The sequence below is a fragment of the Saccharothrix texasensis genome (assembly GCF_003752005.1).
In the GTDB taxonomy this organism is placed as follows: domain Bacteria; phylum Actinomycetota; class Actinomycetes; order Mycobacteriales; family Pseudonocardiaceae; genus Actinosynnema; species Actinosynnema texasense.
Genome location: NZ_RJKM01000001.1, coordinates 2,725,939 through 2,741,435 on the forward strand (window position 1 = coordinate 2,725,939; position 15,497 = coordinate 2,741,435).

Consider the following 15,497-nt stretch of genomic DNA (forward strand, 5'->3'; position numbering starts at 1 on the left):
ACCTACGCGGGGTAAACGTGGATCGGGGAGCGGATGGACTTCTGGGGCGCCGTGCGAACGCTGCGCAGGCGGTGGTACATCGCCCTGCCGGCGGCGATCACGGCTGTCGCCGTGGCCGCCGGTGTGTTCCTGTCCATCCCGACGCGCTACCAGTCCTCCGGCGTAATGGTGCTCACATCGCCGGCGGCCGGTGGCACGTTCAAGGAGAAGATCTCCCCCGAGGACGCGGTCCAGGTCAACCCGCTGCTGGCGTTCGACGGCAGCCTGACGACCACCGCGCAGATCCTCGCGCAGATCCTGGCCGACCCGAAGACCCGCAAGGAGTCGCTCGGCCTCGGCAAGGACTCGACGGAGAACTTCACCGCGGCCGGTGGCGGGATGAGCGGCCCGTTCCTGTTCGTGACCGCCGACGGCAGCACGCCCGAGTCGGCCGAGCGCCTGGTCACCACGGTGATGGAGTTCGCGACGAAGGAGCTGGACAAGCAGCAGACCTCGTTGAAGGCGCCGGCGACGACGTTCATCACCTCGCAGGTGATCGTCAACCCGACCGAGGCCGAGGCGCAGATCGGCGGCAAGGTCCGGTACGCGGGCGCGGCGTTCGTGCTGCTGATGCTGCTGACCACGGCGGCCACGTTCGGCGGCGACAGCGTGCTCAACCACCTGCGTCGCCGCCGTGAGGCGCGTGAGGGCAAGGCCGCGGAGGACGACGACGCCCCGTCCGCGCCGCCCGCGCCCGCCGCCCGCAAAGCGCCCCAGCCCGCCCAGCCGTCTCAGCCGGCCCAGACCTCCCAGTCCGCGCAGGCGCCTCCTCCCGTGGCGAAGCAGCCGGTGCCGCCGCCCAACGGCGCGCCGCGCCGGCCACCCGGCCCGCCGGGCCGCCGCCCGCAGCCGACGGCCAGCGAGCAGACGGTGAAGATCGCCGCGCCGGGTCCGCGCAACCCCGGCAACCCGGGAGCTCCGGCGTGGCCGACCAACGACGACAAACCCTGACCGTGGCCGAGCGGTTCCTGCCGGACCAGCCCGGGCGGCGGCGGGCCGACGGCGCCACGCTCGTGAGCCTGTTCCTGCTGGCGCTGCTGATCATCCCGGCCCGGCTGGTGCTGTCGTTCGTGCCGATGACGCTGCCGCCCGCGTTGGTGGTGGCGTTGCTGCTGGGCGTGTTCTGGGTGTCCGGGCAGATGGTCGACAACGTCGGCATGGGCAAGGGGCGCAACCTCGTGCGCACGGCCGTGGCGCTGTACCTGGCGTCGCAGCTCGCGACCTACGGCGTGGCCACCCGGCGCTGGCTGCCGACCGACGAGCTGACCGTGGCCGACAGCAGCATCATCCGGATCACGTCGATGATCGCGGTCGCGGTGTTCGTGTGCGACGCCGTGCGCACCAAGGAACGGCTGGACCGGGTGCTCAAGCTGCTGCTGGCGTGCGCGGCGGTGATCGCGTTCGTGGGGCTGGTGCAGTTCGGGCTCGGTGTGGACCTGGCGTCGTACGTGTCGCTGCCGGGGCTGCGCGTGCAGGACAACGGGTACTCGGCGATGGAGGCCCGGTCGATCTTCCGGCGGCCGACGGGCACCACGAACCACCCGATCGAGTTCGGCCTGGTGTGCGCGATGGCCGTGCCGCTGGGCGTGCACTACGTGTTCAAGGCCCGGGACGACGGCACGCCGCACGTGCGCTGGTTCGCGTGCCTGGCGCTGGTGGGCCTGGGCGCGCTGCTGTCGTTGTCGCGGACGGCGCTGCTGTGCATGGCGGTCGGCGCGGTGATCATGATCATCGCCTTGCCGCGGCCGCGCAAGATCGCCACGGCGGTGGTGGGCGGCGGGTGCTTCCTGGGCGCGACGCTGGTGGTGCCGGGGCTGTTCGGGACGTTGCGGGGGATGTTCTCCAACATCGAGGACGACCCGAGCGTGAAGGCCCGCACGGCGGACTACGAGGCGGCGTGGGAGCAGATCGACCTGAACCCGTTGCTGGGGCGCGGGTTCGGCACGTACCTGCCGACGAAGTACACGATCCTGGACAACCAGTTCCTGCTGACGATGATCGAGAACGGCTACCTGGGGCTGTTCGCGCTGATCGGGATGTTCCTGGCGGCGGCGTTCGCGGCGATCCGCGTCCGGATGATCAGCCGGGACGAGCAGCTGCGGAGCCTGGCGAGCGCCCTGGTGGCGGCCGTGATCTCGGGCGGGATCGCGTCGGTCACGTTCGACCTGCTGGGCTTCGGCGTGGCGACCGGGCTGGTGTTCACCATGCTCGGCGCGTCGGGGGCGTTGCTGCGGGTGGCCGCGGAGCAACGGCGGCGCGCTCCGGCGGAGCCCGCGACCCAGGACGCGTGACCGCGCCGGTCAGCCGTCGACGCGAGGAACCGTTGGGCCGCCTGGTGGAGGGCGTCCGGGCGGCCCGAGGAGGGGCGAAACCCGTGCCCGCGTGTTCTGAGCGTTCAACTCAGGTGTCCTGAACGTAGGACACGGTCGTTCTGAACGTAGGACACGCGCGGGGTGGGGGTAGGACTCTCGCGGGGTGGGGCGGACGGGGGAGGCCCGTCCGCCCCACCCGGGGTCAGCCGGTGGTGAAGACGACGTCGACCCAGTAGTTGCTGCCCGCGTAGGACGACTCCGGGAAGCCGGCGCCGGCGCGGTAGACGCCGTTGCGGGCGCCTTCGGCCGTGGCGGGCGCGCTCAGCGGCGGGCTGGTCACGGCCTTGCCCACGAAGTACCCGGCGTCCACGGAGTACCGGCCGTTCGGCGCGGTGTAGGACGCCACGTAGCTCGTGCCCGCGATGACCGTCACCGGGGTGGCGAACGTGAGCGTCTGCCAGCCGCCGGCCGTCTCGTTCGAGAACGTGCCGGTGGCCAGCGGGTTGCCCGCCGCGTCCCACACCGTGCCGGTGTGCGTGCCGGTGTTGCCCGCGCCCTTGTAGAACCGCACCCCGGTGACGGAGCCGGTCACCGACGGCACGAACCGGACGCCCAGCTCGTAGGAGCCGGTGTCGTCGGCCTCCGCCACGGTGGGCACGGTCGCCGCGCTGAACAGCGAGCACGGGCAGTTCCCGGACGTGGTCGTGGTGAACGACCACGTCGTCGGCGCGGCCATCAGGTTGCCGTAGACGTCGGCGATCCGCAGGCTCGCGGTGTAGGTCATGCCGCCGCCCAGCGCCGCCGCCGGCGTCCAGGTCACCTGCTGCTGGTTCGCCGACAGCGACAACGTGCCCGCGATCTTCGCGCCGCCGGCGTCGGCGAGCGTGAACTGGGCGGAGGTGAGGTCCACCGGCTCGTCGAACGTCGTGGTCAGCAGCGAGGTGCGGGACACCTCGCCGGCGCCGTCGAGCGGCGTGCGCCCGTTGACCACCGGCGGCGCGTTGTCCTCGTTGGGCAGGAAGACGACGTCGACCCAGTAGTTGCCGCCCGCGTAGGAGTTCGTCGGGTGGCCCGCGCCGGCGCGGTAGACGCCGTTGCCGCCGTCCAGGCCAGACGGCGCGCTCAGCGGACCGCTGGTCACCGCGTAGCCGTCGAAGTACCCCACGTCGACGGCGTAGTGGCCGGTGGTCGTGCTGTAGGACGCGGTGTACGTCTGGCCCGCCGTGACGAACACCGGCGTGGCGAAGGTCAACGTCTGCCAGCCGGCCGCGCTCTCACCGGTGAACGTGCCGGTGGCCAGCTGCCGGCCGCTCGGCGACCACAGCGTGCCGGTGTGCGTGCCGGTGTTGCCCTCCCCCTTGTAGAACTTCACCGCGGTGATCCGGCCGCCCGAGGTGGGGGTGAACCGGACACCCAGCTCGTACGGGCCGCCGTCGTCGCTGGAGGTGATCGAGGGCAGGGTCGCCGCGCTGAACAGCGAGCACGGGCAGATGACGGTCGCGTCGGTGGTGAACGACCACGTCACCGGGTCCGGCATCGGGTTGCCGTTGGCGTCGGCGATCAACGCGCTGGCGGTGTAGCGGGTGTTCGGCATGAGCTTGCCCGTCGGCGTCCAGGTGACCGTGCGCTGGTCGCCGGACAGCGACACCGAACCGGTCAGCTGCGTGCCACGCGGGTCGGTCAGCCAGATCTGGGCGCTGGCCGGGTCGACGGGCTCGCTGAACGTCGAGGTCACCGGGGCGGTGGCGACGACGTTCGTGGCGTTCACGCCCGGCGAGCGGTTCGTCAGCGCCGGCGGCGTGGTGTCGCCGTTGAGGCCGTTGCGGAAGACGACGTCGACCCAGTAGTTCGTCGCGTTGTACGACGCCGTCGGCGCGAAACCGCCGGTGCCGTAGCGGTAGACGCCGTTGTGCCCGTCGACGCCGTCGGCGAGCGCCCGCAGGCCCGCGTAGCTCGCGCCCTTGCCGCTGAAGTAGCCGCCGCTGACCGCGTAACGCCCGTTGGGCGCGTGGTAGGACACGATGTAGGTGGTGTTCGCCTGCACGATCACCGGCGAGGCGAACGTCAGCTTCTGCCAGCCGCTCGCGCTCTCGTTGCCGAACGTCCCGGTGGCCAGGAGCAGGCCGGTGGAGGACCACAGCGAGCCGGTGTGCGTGCCGGTGTTGCCGGTTCCCTTGAAGAAGCGGACGCCGAGCACCTCGCCCTTGCCGTTGAAGCGGACCTTGGTGCCGACCTCGATCGGCGCGCTGTCGGTCGAGGAGTACTCGGCCGGCCGGGCGAAGTCGTCCCAGACCGTGCACGGGCACGTCGCGGGTCGGACCGCGCCGGTGGTGAACGACCACGTCGACTGCGTCGCCTGGTTGCCCGCCGCGTCCGACACGCGCACCGCCACCGCGTAGCCGGTGTTCGGGGCGAGCGCCTGGCCCGCGGTGAAGGTGACGGTCTTGTTGCCGTTGGACAGCGCCAGCGAGCCGGACACCGCGCCGCTCGGCCCGGTCACGGTGAACTGGGCGGAGCCGGGCAGGACCGCTTCGTCGTAGGTGGCGGAGACGACGGGGTTGAGCGAGACCGTGCCCTCGCCGCCGACCGGCGTGGTGGACGCGAGCAGCGGCGCGCGCTGGTCGGGGCCGGGGTCCGGCGCCCACACCACGTCCACCCAGTAGTTGCTGCCCCAGTGGGACTGGGTCGGGAAGCCGGGGCCGCCGAACCGGAACAGGCCGTTCGGGCCGTCCTCGCCGTTCTTCAGGCCGGTGACCGGTTCGAGGTAGCGGTTCTGCTGGAGGAAGTACTCCAGGTCGTAGGAGTAGTGGCCGTTGGGCGCGAAGTACGACACGACGTACGTGGTGCCCGCGGTCACCGGCACGGGCATCGCGAAGACCAGCGTCTGCCAGCCGCTCGCGGTCTCGTTGGTGAACGTGCCCGTGGCGATCGGGGTGCCGTTGCGGTCCCACAACGTGCCGGTGTGCGTGCCGGTGTTGCCCGGCCCCTTGTAGAACCGCACGCCGCGCACGTAGCCGTCGCTGCCCGCACGCCACTTCACACCCAGCTCCAGCGGCGACGCGTCACCGCTGTCGGCCACGTCGGGCGTGTCGGCGTTGGTCCACAGGCCGCACGGGCAGGTGCGCGGGTTCACCCCCGGCGTGGACGCCACGGGCGTGGACAGGTTCGCCGAGTCGTCCACGGCCCGCACCCGCAGGCTCGCCGGACCGGACGCGCTCGGGGTGTAGGTGTAGCTCCACGCCGTCTTGCCGGCCTGCCAGACGGCCGGGTGCCAGCGCGTGCCGCCGTCGGTGGACACCTCGACGCCGCCGACCTGGCCGCCTCCGCCGTCGGTCACCGTGCCGGCGAACGTGTATGCCGCGCCCACCGCGGAGATGGCCGGCACGCTGGTGAACGCCACCGTCGGCGCCTGGGTGTCGGTGCTCTTCGTCGCCTGCGTCAGCCCGGCCTGCAAGGTGGTCGCCTGCACGCCCATGTCGGCCAGGAAGTTGACCGTGGCCTGCTTCATCCGCACGTCGGAGGTCGGCGTGTTGGTGAGGAACGCGTGCTCGTCGTCCACGCCCCACGCCCACTGGACGGTGCCCGCGCCGAACACCAGCGACCCGCTCGGGTGCTTGTAGTAGGTGATGGCGTGGGTCTTGGTGTCCGGGGTGTAGAGGTCGCCGTGGTTCTGCAGCACGTACGGGCCCTCGGGCATGTTCACCGTGGTGCGGGAGAGCTGCGCCACGCCCGGCGGCTGGGAGGCGTTGTCCTCCACCGAGTTCCACTCGTAGCCGAGCGTGCCGGGCTGGAAGGTGTAGGTGGTGTCGGCGGCCAGGTCCTTGAGCGAGGTGTGCCGCCACAGCCGCATCTTGCCGTACGCGGCCGGCACCTTGAGCGCGTCCTCCCGGCGGCCGTTGACCGTGAAGAGGTTGCCGAGCAGCGCGTTCTCCGGGCGACCGCCGTCCTGGTCGGGGTAGCGCGGGTCGCGCCACGTGCCGGTCCAGTCGGGCAGGTTGTCGTTCTGCGTGCCCTTGGTCTCCTTGTAGCAGGCGATGGTGCGCCAGTCGGTGGCGGAGGAGTCGATGCTCTTCTCCCACCGGTGCTTCCAGAAGATCTCGTTGCCGGTCAGGAACGCCAGGTGCACGCCCGCGTTCCGGGCCGCCTCCACGTTGGCGCGCTGCTCGTTGGACCAGTACTCGTCGTGGCCGACGGCCATGAACACCTGGTGGTTCCTGATCAGGTGGCCGCGCCGGGCCGAGTCGGCGTCCGTGGTGTAGCTGAGGTCGTACCCGTTGGCCTCCAGGAAGCGCAGCATCGGGTACTCGGCGTTGAAGATGAAGTTGTCGTCGCCGTCGCCGCCGGTGTACGGGCGGTTGTAGCTGACCTTGTACGCCTGCCCGCCCTGGCCGGGGCCGTCGCCGAAGTACAGGCTGTTGCCGCCGTAGCGGTTGTAGGCCACCCAGGTCGAGTCGGAGGTCTGGAACAGGATCTTCGAGGTGCTGGTGTCGTCGCGGACGACGAACACGATCTCGTTCTCCGCGCCGTTGTCGTTGCGGTGCGTGCGCGCGTAGTAGATGCCCGAGACCGCGGTGGTCGGCACGTCCCAGCTCAGCGACACCTGCCAGTTGCCGCAGTCGATCAACGCGCTGCCGTCGGTGGCGCGCAGGCACGGGTCCTGGTTCTGCGCGCCGTTGCGGGAGATCCGCTCCTGGAAGCGGGCGCCGACGCCGCCGTAGTAGCCGAGCCGGTAGATGTCGATGTAGTAGGACGACGCGCTGGTGAGCATCTTGAAGTCGACCCGGCCACCGGGGTTGACGCTGATGTCGGTGGTGTAGCCGAGGATGCCGTCGTCCCGGTACGACACCTGCCAGTCGGGCGTGCCCAGCTTGGTGTTCTCGCAGGCGACCTTGTTGACCACCGGCGCGTCGCACGGCGCGGCGGCCGCCTCGGGCGCGCGCAGCAGACCGACGACCGCGATCGTGGACGCCACGAGGGCGGTCACGACCACCAGGCGCAGCAGTAGTACCGATAGCGCGGACCTGTTCCGCGTCTGGCCGGCGGTCATGGGTGAGTCACCTCTCGGGGGCAAAGCGGCCGTGACTGCGAGTGATCCGGTGCGCACTACGTCGATCAGCGGAGGCCTGTTGCTCCGAAGGTCGCGGGAACCGCACTTCGCGTTACAGCACAACGTGATCGGCACTCGGATGAGCACGATGCGTGACGCCCGGCGCGATCAGGTGGCGCGGTGGGGCGGTCCGGCGAGGTCATCGCGCGCGCCGAGCCTGGCAGCCGGCACCGCGTCGCGGGCCGCCGGCTCGTACCGCCGGCGCACGATCGCGTCCGGTGTGGACAGCCGGACCAGGCCGGCGGTCGCGCTCAGCTCGCGCGACCGCGTCGACCGCCGGGCCATCTCCACGTCCAGGTCGCACAGGTGGCACAGGCCGCAGCCCGGGGGCGGCCTGCGCGTCGCGCACCGGGTCCACCCTCAGTTGCCGGCGTCGACGACCACGATGCCGATCGGCCGGTCCGTCCCGCTCTCACCGCTCGCCGCCGCCTCCGCTGGACGGTTGGCGACGGCGGTCGTCATCAGTAGGCGCCTTGGCCGCCGAACACGGCGCGGATGGTCTTCCACAGGATCAGCGCGTCCAGGGCGAGCGACCACTCCTCCACGTACCGGAGGTCGAGCCGCACCGACTCCTCCCACGACAGGTCGCTGCGCCCGGAGACCTGCCACAGCCCGGTCAGACCCGGCTTCACCAGCAGCCTGCGGCGCATGTCGGGACCGTACTTCGCGCTCTCCTCCGGCAGCGGGGGCCGGGGGCCGACCAGCGACATGGGACCGGTGAGGACGTTGAACAGCTGCGGCAGCTCGTCGATCGAGTAGCGCCGCAGGAACCGGCCGACGGCGGTGACGCGGGGGTCGCGGCGCATCTTGAACAGCACGCCCGCGCCCTCGTTCACCGCGAGGAGCTTGGCGCGCAGCGCTTCGGCGTCGGTGACCATGGTGCGGAACTTCAGGATGGTGAACGGCACGCCGTCCTTGCCGACCCGGCGCTGCCGGTAGAGCACCGGTCCCCTGGTGTCGATCATGATCGCCACCGCGACGGCCAGCAGCACCGGGCTCAGCAGCGCGACCAGCAGCAGCGCGCCGACCTTGTCCACGGCCGTCTTGACCACGCGGCGGAAGCCGGTGAACTTCGGTTCGCTCACCCGCAGCAGCGGCATCCCGAGCACGCCGGTGACGTGCAGCCGGGGTCCGGCGAAGTCCATCAGGGCGGGTGCGACGACCATCTCGGTGCCGGTGCCCTCCAGGTCCCAGGCGAGTTGCTGGAGCCGGCGCGGCGTCCAGTAGGCGTCGGCGGTGACCGCGACGACCCGGTAGCCGCCGCGGCGGACCTGCTCGCCGAGGTCACCGAACCGGCCGACGACCGGCACGCCGTCGAGCTCCAGGCCGATCTCCGCTCGGCCGTCGACCGTGCACACGGCGTCCACGCGCCAGCCGAGGTGGGGCGCGCGGCGGGTGCGGCCGATCAGGTCGGCGACGGTGTCGATGTTGCCCGCGGCGAGCACCGGCAGCAGGCAGCGGCCCTCGCCGCGGGCGCGGTGCAGCGGGCGGCGCAGCAGGTAGCGGGCCGGGAAGGCGACCAGCGCGACGGCCGGACCGACCACGAACACCCACAGCCGGGCGCCGGGCAGCTCGGCCGCGAGCGCGCCGAGGCCCAGCACGACGACGGAGGCGAGCAGCCCTCGGCCGAGTCGGCGGAACTCCTCCGCGCCCTGGCCGAGCACCATGGGGTTCCAGACCCGGCCGAGGAACAGCGATCCGACGATCACCGCGATGGTGACCGCTTCCAGCCCTAACAACGACAGCGGTCCGACCGAGGCGTGGCGGGCGGACAGCACGAAGCCCGCGAGCACGACGACCAGGACGGTGCAGAGGATGTCGGCGGCGATGACGCCGTAGCGGTAGGCGGGCTCCCAGCTGCCGACGGTCGGGCTCGTGGCGCGTTGGGCAGTGCGCCGAGCGGCGGGCTCGGTGGTGCGCTGGGTGGTGCCGACCCCCGCGACCGGTCTGTGTCGCGTGGGCTGGACCTGCTCGCTCATCGTGGCTCTCCCCGGGTTGGGCCGGTTCGGACGTGCACGTTCGCAGGGCATCCCCGACGGACCCGCGTGGTGTACGGCAAATGTGCCGGCCGGCGATTTCTCGCCTCGCCAAACGGTGATTCGTCGAGCCGGCGGCGCGCGTTACACACACAGTGAACTTCCGTCGGGCTTCATTCCTCGGTGCGGCAGTCGGCGCGCACCCAGACGGGTCGTCGGGTGACTTCCAGTTACCACGACGGGCACCGGGAAAGGCTTGCCGAAGCACCGGGATACCGAAGTCCACAGTGGCCGGTGACCGCCCGCGTGGGCACGCGGACACGTCCATCGAATTTGGGACGGCTTCCGTTACAGGGGGTTTCGACGAAGCTCGTACCCGAGCCCGGAATGGGTTCCGACAACGACTCGGCACCACCCGGCGAGACCGCACCGCGGCGGACTGGAGTCACCCTTTCACAGTGCGGCAGCAGCTATTCGGCGCAACGGATCGACCGCTTCGGGCGAGGAACTGCCCGGTATTTCCGCGGACCGGCCGATCGGGAGTGACCGCGGCCACTTTTCAGGCCCGCAATGGTCCGGCGGTCGTCGGCTGGTGACCGCCGGGCCGCCGGGAGCCGTCCACGGCGGGTGGGCGTGGCGGCTCCGCGTCACCCGCGGTGCCGGCCCGGCTGTGACGCACGCCACGTGCCCCCGGGGATCAGAACCAGTGCAGGCAGTGCGGTGGGCGCTCGGCGCGGAAGAGGGTGTCGGCCAGGGTGGCGGCGGCCGGGTGGTGGGCCCGGATGTGGCCCGCTCGCACGAGCTTGCTCGGCGCGGTGCCGCCGAGGTAGATCGAGCCCAGGTCGCGCACGTCCAGCGACAGGTCCGGTTCGCGGTCCGTCGGCACGCACCCCGCCCTGCCCTCCCGGACGGTCAGCAGGTAGCGGTCGCGGTCGCCGAGGAACGGGTCGTCCACGTCGAGGACGAGGTCGCCGTCGGCGGACCAGCCGCGCGCGGACAGGGCGCGGGGCACGTCCAGCAGGCGCACGTAGAGCCAGTCGGTGTCGTGGCCGACCTCGCCGGCGCGGAAGTCCGCGAGCTGCCAGCGCAGCGGGTGCTCGGGCGGGCAGTGCCGGAACACGACCCGGTCGACCAGGTCGTGCTCCAGCACGAACCGGGCCAGGGCCGCGGCGACGGCGTCGTCGGTGGCGATGGTCTCGTCGACGACCAAGGTGTCGGGCTCGCCCAACGAGTAGCTGGCGTACCCGTCCGGCGCGCCGTCGGCGTCACGGTGGACCGCGACGTAGCGCGGCGCCGGGGAGATCGGCGGCTGGCCCGCGCGCAACGCCCACCAGCGCGGGGGCCGCGACAGCGCGCCCGGCTGCGCGCGGCGGTACCGGTCGTAGACCTCCGCCAGGACGTCACCGCACTCGGCGCGCCGCAGCACCTCGACCGAGCCGGGCGCGGCGACGCGGCCCGCCCGGGGCTCCGCGAGAACGGCCTGGTGGCGCTGGACGGTCAGCCGGTGCGTGTAGGTCGCCGGCCCGTAGCCGAACCGGCCGTAGATCGGGGCCTCGCTGGCCAGCAGCACGGAGAGGAACTCGCCCCGCCCGCGCAGCTCCGCGAGCTGGAACCGCATCATCGCGCTGAGCACGCCGCGCCGCCGGTGCGACGGCAGCACGCCGACGGCGGACACACCGGCGGCGGGCACGACGACCGGACCGGGCAGGGTGAGCTCGAACGAGTACGCGGTCGCGGTGCCGACGGGTCGCCCGTCCTCCGTCGACGCGAGCACGCCGCGGTCCATCTCGATCGCCGACCACCAGAGCCCGCCGCCGTCGACCGGGGTCTCCGGGAAGCGCGCGAACGCGGCGTGGAGCGTGTCGACGAAGACGTCGCGGTCGTCGTCGGTCGTGGAACGGATCTCCATCGCGGCGCTGCCTCCCGGGTACCGGCGCCACGACGCGCGACGCCGGGCCACAGTGCAATCCCCGCACGCGAGCGGATCAACCGAATTACCGCCGGCCGGGGGCCGACGCGGGACCCCCGGTGCTAGCGACCGGTGACCAAGCGGGCCTTCTCCTCGCCCACGGCGATCACGTCGCCGTCGTGCAGCTGGGCGCCGCGCCGGGTCTCCAGCCGGCCGTTCACCGAGACCTCCTCGGATTCGACCAGGTCACGGGCGTGCGCGCCGTTGTCCGCCAAGCCGGCCAGCTTGAGGAACTGACCCAACCTGATCATGTCGTCGGAGATCTCGACCTCGCGGATGCGCATCGCCCCATCATCCTCCAGGCCCCTGGAGCCGCGCATGTGCGGTGGTTAACGAGGATTGCACGGACTCGAAACACGCCCGACATCATCCGAACGTGGTTCGGTCTACGGTTCCCGGGATGTGAGCACAGGCAGCTCTGACCCGGAGCCGACCGGCGGCGAGCGCAGACGCCGCCGGTCCCTGCGCGGGGACGTCGGCACGACCGGCGCCCGGTTCGGCTCCCCCTCGCTGCGGCGCAGTCTCGACGAAGAGCCTACGGAACAGCCCAAGCCGCCCCGGCGGCGGAGGTCGCTAAGGGGCGAGGTCGGCGCCACGGGCGCCCGCTTCGGCTCGGCGGCGCTCCGGCGCAGCCTGGAGGAACCACCCGACGACCCGTCGGCCGAGACCGCGCCGTTCGACCGCGACCTCTACTTCGACCCGCCGCCCATGCCGGTCGTCCGGCAGCGCGAACCCGAGCCGGAGCCGGCCGTCGAGGAGTTCTCCGGTCCCCTGGTCCGCCCCTACGCGTGGACGGGCGGCCGCACGGCGCCCGGCTACGACCTGAGGATGGAGACGCTGGTCTCGCTGGAGGAGGACGGCATCGCGATCGCCATGCGCGACACCACCGCCGAGCAGCGGTCGATCGTGGAGATGTGCGCGAACCCCCGGTCGGTGGCGGAGGTGTCGGCGCTGCTGGCCGTGCCGCTGGGCGTGGCGCGGGTGCTGCTCGGCGACCTCATCTCGATGGGCGTGGTCGCCGTGCACGACAACGCCGTCGCGGCCGGCGGCGCGGACTTCACGCTGCTGGAACGGGTGCTAGTCGGCCTGCGCAACCTCTAGCCGCAACCGGCCGAAGACCTCGGCCAGGGCGGGCAGCTGGTAGTGCGCGTTGAGCCCGCTGGGGTTCGGCAGCACCCACAGCCGCGACGACGCGATCGTCTCGTCCTGCGGGCCGATCGCCGCCGCCTTGCGCCCGAACGCAGCCCGGTACGCCGTCACGCCGACGACCGCCACCACCTTCGGCCGGTGCCGCCGCGCCACCGACGTCAGCCGCGCGCCGCCCGCCCGCAGCTCCTCGGCCGTCAGCTCGTCGGCCCGCGCCGTCGGCCGCGCGACCAGGTTCGTGATGCCCAGCCCGTAGCGCGGCAGCTCGTCCTGCTCGGCGGGCGTCAGCAGGCGCGGCGTGAACCCGGACAGGTGCAGCGCGGGCCAGAACCGGTTGCCCGGCCGGGCGAAGTGCTGCCCCTTGGCGGCCGACATCAGGCCGGGGTTGATGCCGCAGAACAGCACGTCCAACCCCGGCCCCAGGACGTCCGGCAGGCCGGGTGGCGTCGTCGGCTCGCTGCTCATCCGCCGACGACCACCGGCGCGCCGTCGACGACCAGCCGCCAGTCGACCCGGTGGAACGCGGCCGGGTCGATCTCGCCGCGCTCGCGGACCCGGTCGATGATCAGCTGCCGGATCTCCAGCTGCTGGTTGTGCAGCACCGGCGCGGTCGCGATGTGCGGGAAGTTGCCGCCGCCGGACTGCCGGTAGTTGTTCACCGCCACCGCGAACGCCTGCTCCGGCGTCACCGCGACGCCGTCGTAGGCCAGCCCGGTGATCCGCTGCCCGACCGGCCGCGCCAGGTCGATGTCGTAGGTCAGCGGCGCGTCCAGGCCGGCCGCCACGTCGTAGAGGTAGTCCGGCGTGCCGCCCGCGTTGGTCAGCGCGTCCGGCTGGTGCGGTCCCGGTGTCGTCACGGCCTTGAAGTACCCCGCGGACCGCTCCAGGTAGTCCTTCAACTGCGCGCCGGTGAGCCGCACGCCGAACAGGGTGTTGTCGAAGACGTAGAGACCGGCCACGTCGCGCACCGACACGTCGCCCGCCGGGATCGCCGCCGCCTTGTTGAACGGCGAGGCCAGCGACAGCACCGGCAACGCCTCGGTCAGCGTCGCCTTCAGCGCCGCGCCCTGCACGAGGTTGACGAAGTCGAGCGCGGCGGTGTCCTCGTACCGGGCGGTCGCGGCGGACATCGCCGACCGGCACGTGCCGATCTTCGAGTTGACGTAGGCGACGACCTTGTCGTGGTCGGCGCGCAGCCGGCGCACGATGACCGGGTCCTCGGGCACGGTGTTGCTGTCGAGCACCTGAGAGCGGGACGCCTCGGCGCGCCAGCCCCGCCCCGGCGTCCACGCCAGGTCGAACTCCATCAGGCTCAGCCGCTTGCCCCAGAACAGCGGCTCGGTCAGCAGCACCTGCTTGCCGGTGGCCTTGTTGGTGACGTGCCGCTGCGCGATCTCGGTGTGCGCGTGGCCGACCAGGATCGCGTCGATGCCCGGCACCTCCTCGGCGACCAGCGCGGAGCAGTTCTCCGGGAAGGGCAGCAGGTCGCCCAACGACGAGGACAGGTCGGCGCCGGAGTGCGCGGCGACCACCACGACGTCCGCGCCCGCCGCGCGCACCTTCGGCACCCACTCGCGGGCCTGCTCCAGCACGCCGGGGAAGGTCATCTTCCCGTCCACGTGCGCCTTGTCCCAGATCGCGATGCCGGGGTTGGTCAGGCCGAGGATGCCCACCCGCAGCGGCGCCGAGCCGGTGCGCCACACCGTCTTGACCACGTACGGGCGGAACGCGGGGCGGCCGGTGGCCGCGTCGATCGCGTTCGCGGCGAGCAGCGGGAAGTCCAGCTGCTTCTCGAACGCCCGCAGCAGGGGGATGCCGTAGTTGAACTCGTGGTTGCCCAGCGCGGCGGCGTCGTAGCCGAGCTCGTTCATCGCGGCGGCCATCGGGTGCACCCGGCGGCGGCCGATGGGCTCGACCTTGGCGTAGTAGTAGGCCAGCGGGGTGCCCTGGATGGTGTCCCCCGCGTCCACGAGCAGGGTGCGGTGCGCGCCGCGCTCCTCCCGGACGGCCTTGACCAGGGTGGACAGCTTGGCCAGGCCCACGTCGTCGTGCCCGGGGTCGTCGTACTCGCGGTCGGCGAAGTAGTCCCAGTTGAAGACGTTGCCGTGCAGGTCCGTGGTGCCCAGGACGGTGAGGGTGAAGCGCCGCCCGCCGGTCCGGTCGTCCGGCGCGGCGTGGGCCGCCGTGCGGAACCCGGCGGCGGCGAGCACGGCCGCGGCGCCGCCCGCGAGCAGGACGCGGCGGTGCAGAGGAGATCCGGTCATGGGCCGACCGTAGTCATTGACCGTTGACTACTCGGCCGGTTCGGCGTCGCGCTTCGCGCGCCGGCTCAGGCCGACGCCGACCGCGATGCCGATCACCGCCACCACCGCCGCGACCGCGATCCACACCCACAGCGGCACGCCGCCTTCGTCACCACCGCCGGGGGTGGCGACCGGGGACGACGTCCGGGTGGCCGGCGCGTCGAGCGTGGCCACCGAGCCGGTGGCGGCGGGCGGTGAGGTGGTCGGCGCGGCGTCCCCCGACGTCACGGCGGGTGGCGCGGCGGGTGTGGTCGCGGCCGGTGGCTGCGGCTCCACCGGCGGCGCGGTCACGGTGAAGGCGAACGTGCCGTCGACGAAGTCGCCGTCCAGCGACTCGACGGTCCACCTCACGGTGTGCTGCCCGGCCGGTGACCCGGATTCCAGCAGGGGCACGGTCAGCGTCGCGCCGTCGGCGGTGACCTCACCCGTCGGCCACGCGCTGCCGTCGGCGGCCAGCACGGTGACCTGGGCGCTCTCGGCGGGCACCGGCTCGGTGAACGTCAGCGTCAGCAGCGTGGGCCGCTGCGGCAGCGACGCGCCGCTCGCCGGGTCGCTCGACACCAGCTCGGTGTGCGCCTGAGCCTGGGGCGACACCCCGAACAGGACCAACAGTGCCAGCAGTGCCGAGAGCGCCAGTCGGGTCAT

The 15,497-nt window shown here is 72.4% G+C and carries 11 protein-coding genes; 3 read left to right on the forward strand and 8 right to left on the reverse strand.

All coding sequences use genetic code 11. The features are described 5' to 3' along the window. The first annotated feature begins 33 nt into the window (after nucleotides 1-33). Complete coding sequence (locus EDD40_RS44340; RefSeq protein ID WP_123742757.1) at nucleotides 34-990, forward strand: hypothetical protein; 957 nt, start codon at nucleotides 34-36, stop codon at nucleotides 988-990. Beyond that, entirely contained in the window at nucleotides 963-2,330 is a 1,368-nt protein-coding gene (locus tag EDD40_RS10625) for an O-antigen ligase family protein (RefSeq protein WP_148088754.1), read from the forward strand. The genes EDD40_RS44340 and EDD40_RS10625 overlap by 28 nt, the downstream gene beginning before the upstream one ends. Nucleotides 2,331-2,553: 223 nt before the next feature. Here the strand turns inward: EDD40_RS10625 and EDD40_RS10630 are convergent, their stop codons facing one another. The 5 genes from EDD40_RS10630 to EDD40_RS10650 form a co-directional block, all read right to left on the reverse strand. Next, the gene (locus tag EDD40_RS10630; RefSeq protein ID WP_123742759.1) at nucleotides 2,554-7,398 is read right to left on the reverse strand and encodes a DUF4082 domain-containing protein; all 4,845 of its coding nucleotides are present in this window, start codon (nucleotides 7,396-7,398) and stop codon (nucleotides 2,554-2,556) included. Nucleotides 7,399-7,566: 168 nt separating this feature from the next. Continuing rightward, nucleotides 7,567-7,743, reverse strand: coding sequence for a hypothetical protein (locus tag EDD40_RS41610; protein ID WP_170185024.1), 177 nt, complete (start codon nucleotides 7,741-7,743; stop codon nucleotides 7,567-7,569). 176 nt (nucleotides 7,744-7,919) lie between these two features. Then, the gene (locus tag EDD40_RS10640; RefSeq protein WP_123742761.1) at nucleotides 7,920-9,437 is read right to left on the reverse strand and encodes a sugar transferase; all 1,518 of its coding nucleotides are present in this window, start codon (nucleotides 9,435-9,437) and stop codon (nucleotides 7,920-7,922) included. Between the two features lie 694 nt (nucleotides 9,438-10,131). After that, entirely contained in the window at nucleotides 10,132-11,343 is a 1,212-nt protein-coding gene (locus EDD40_RS10645) for a GNAT family N-acetyltransferase (RefSeq protein ID WP_123742762.1), read from the reverse strand. A 122-nt stretch (nucleotides 11,344-11,465) separates the two neighbouring features. Then, complete coding sequence (locus EDD40_RS10650; RefSeq protein ID WP_123742763.1) at nucleotides 11,466-11,687, reverse strand: RNA-binding S4 domain-containing protein; 222 nt, start codon at nucleotides 11,685-11,687, stop codon at nucleotides 11,466-11,468. Nucleotides 11,688-11,805: 118 nt separating this feature from the next. Here EDD40_RS10650 and EDD40_RS43405 point away from each other — a divergent pair, with 118 nt between their 5' ends. Next, complete coding sequence (locus tag EDD40_RS43405; RefSeq protein WP_246037589.1) at nucleotides 11,806-12,504, forward strand: DUF742 domain-containing protein; 699 nt, start codon at nucleotides 11,806-11,808, stop codon at nucleotides 12,502-12,504. Here EDD40_RS43405 and mug read toward each other — a convergent pair. From mug to EDD40_RS10670, 3 genes are read right to left on the reverse strand one after another with little or no spacing between them, the layout of a single operon-like run. Continuing rightward, on the reverse strand, nucleotides 12,481-13,014 hold the full coding sequence (mug, locus tag EDD40_RS10660) for a G/U mismatch-specific DNA glycosylase (protein ID WP_211348136.1): 534 nt from the start codon (nucleotides 13,012-13,014) through the stop codon (nucleotides 12,481-12,483). The two genes, EDD40_RS43405 and mug, sit on opposite strands and share 24 nt — an antisense overlap. Beyond that, nucleotides 13,011-14,813, reverse strand: coding sequence for a bifunctional metallophosphatase/5'-nucleotidase (locus EDD40_RS10665; protein WP_123742764.1), 1,803 nt, complete (start codon nucleotides 14,811-14,813; stop codon nucleotides 13,011-13,013). The genes mug and EDD40_RS10665 overlap by 4 nt, the downstream gene beginning before the upstream one ends. A gap of 27 nt (nucleotides 14,814-14,840) precedes the next feature. Further along, nucleotides 14,841-15,497, reverse strand: coding sequence for a copper resistance CopC family protein (locus EDD40_RS10670; protein WP_123742765.1), 657 nt, complete (start codon nucleotides 15,495-15,497; stop codon nucleotides 14,841-14,843).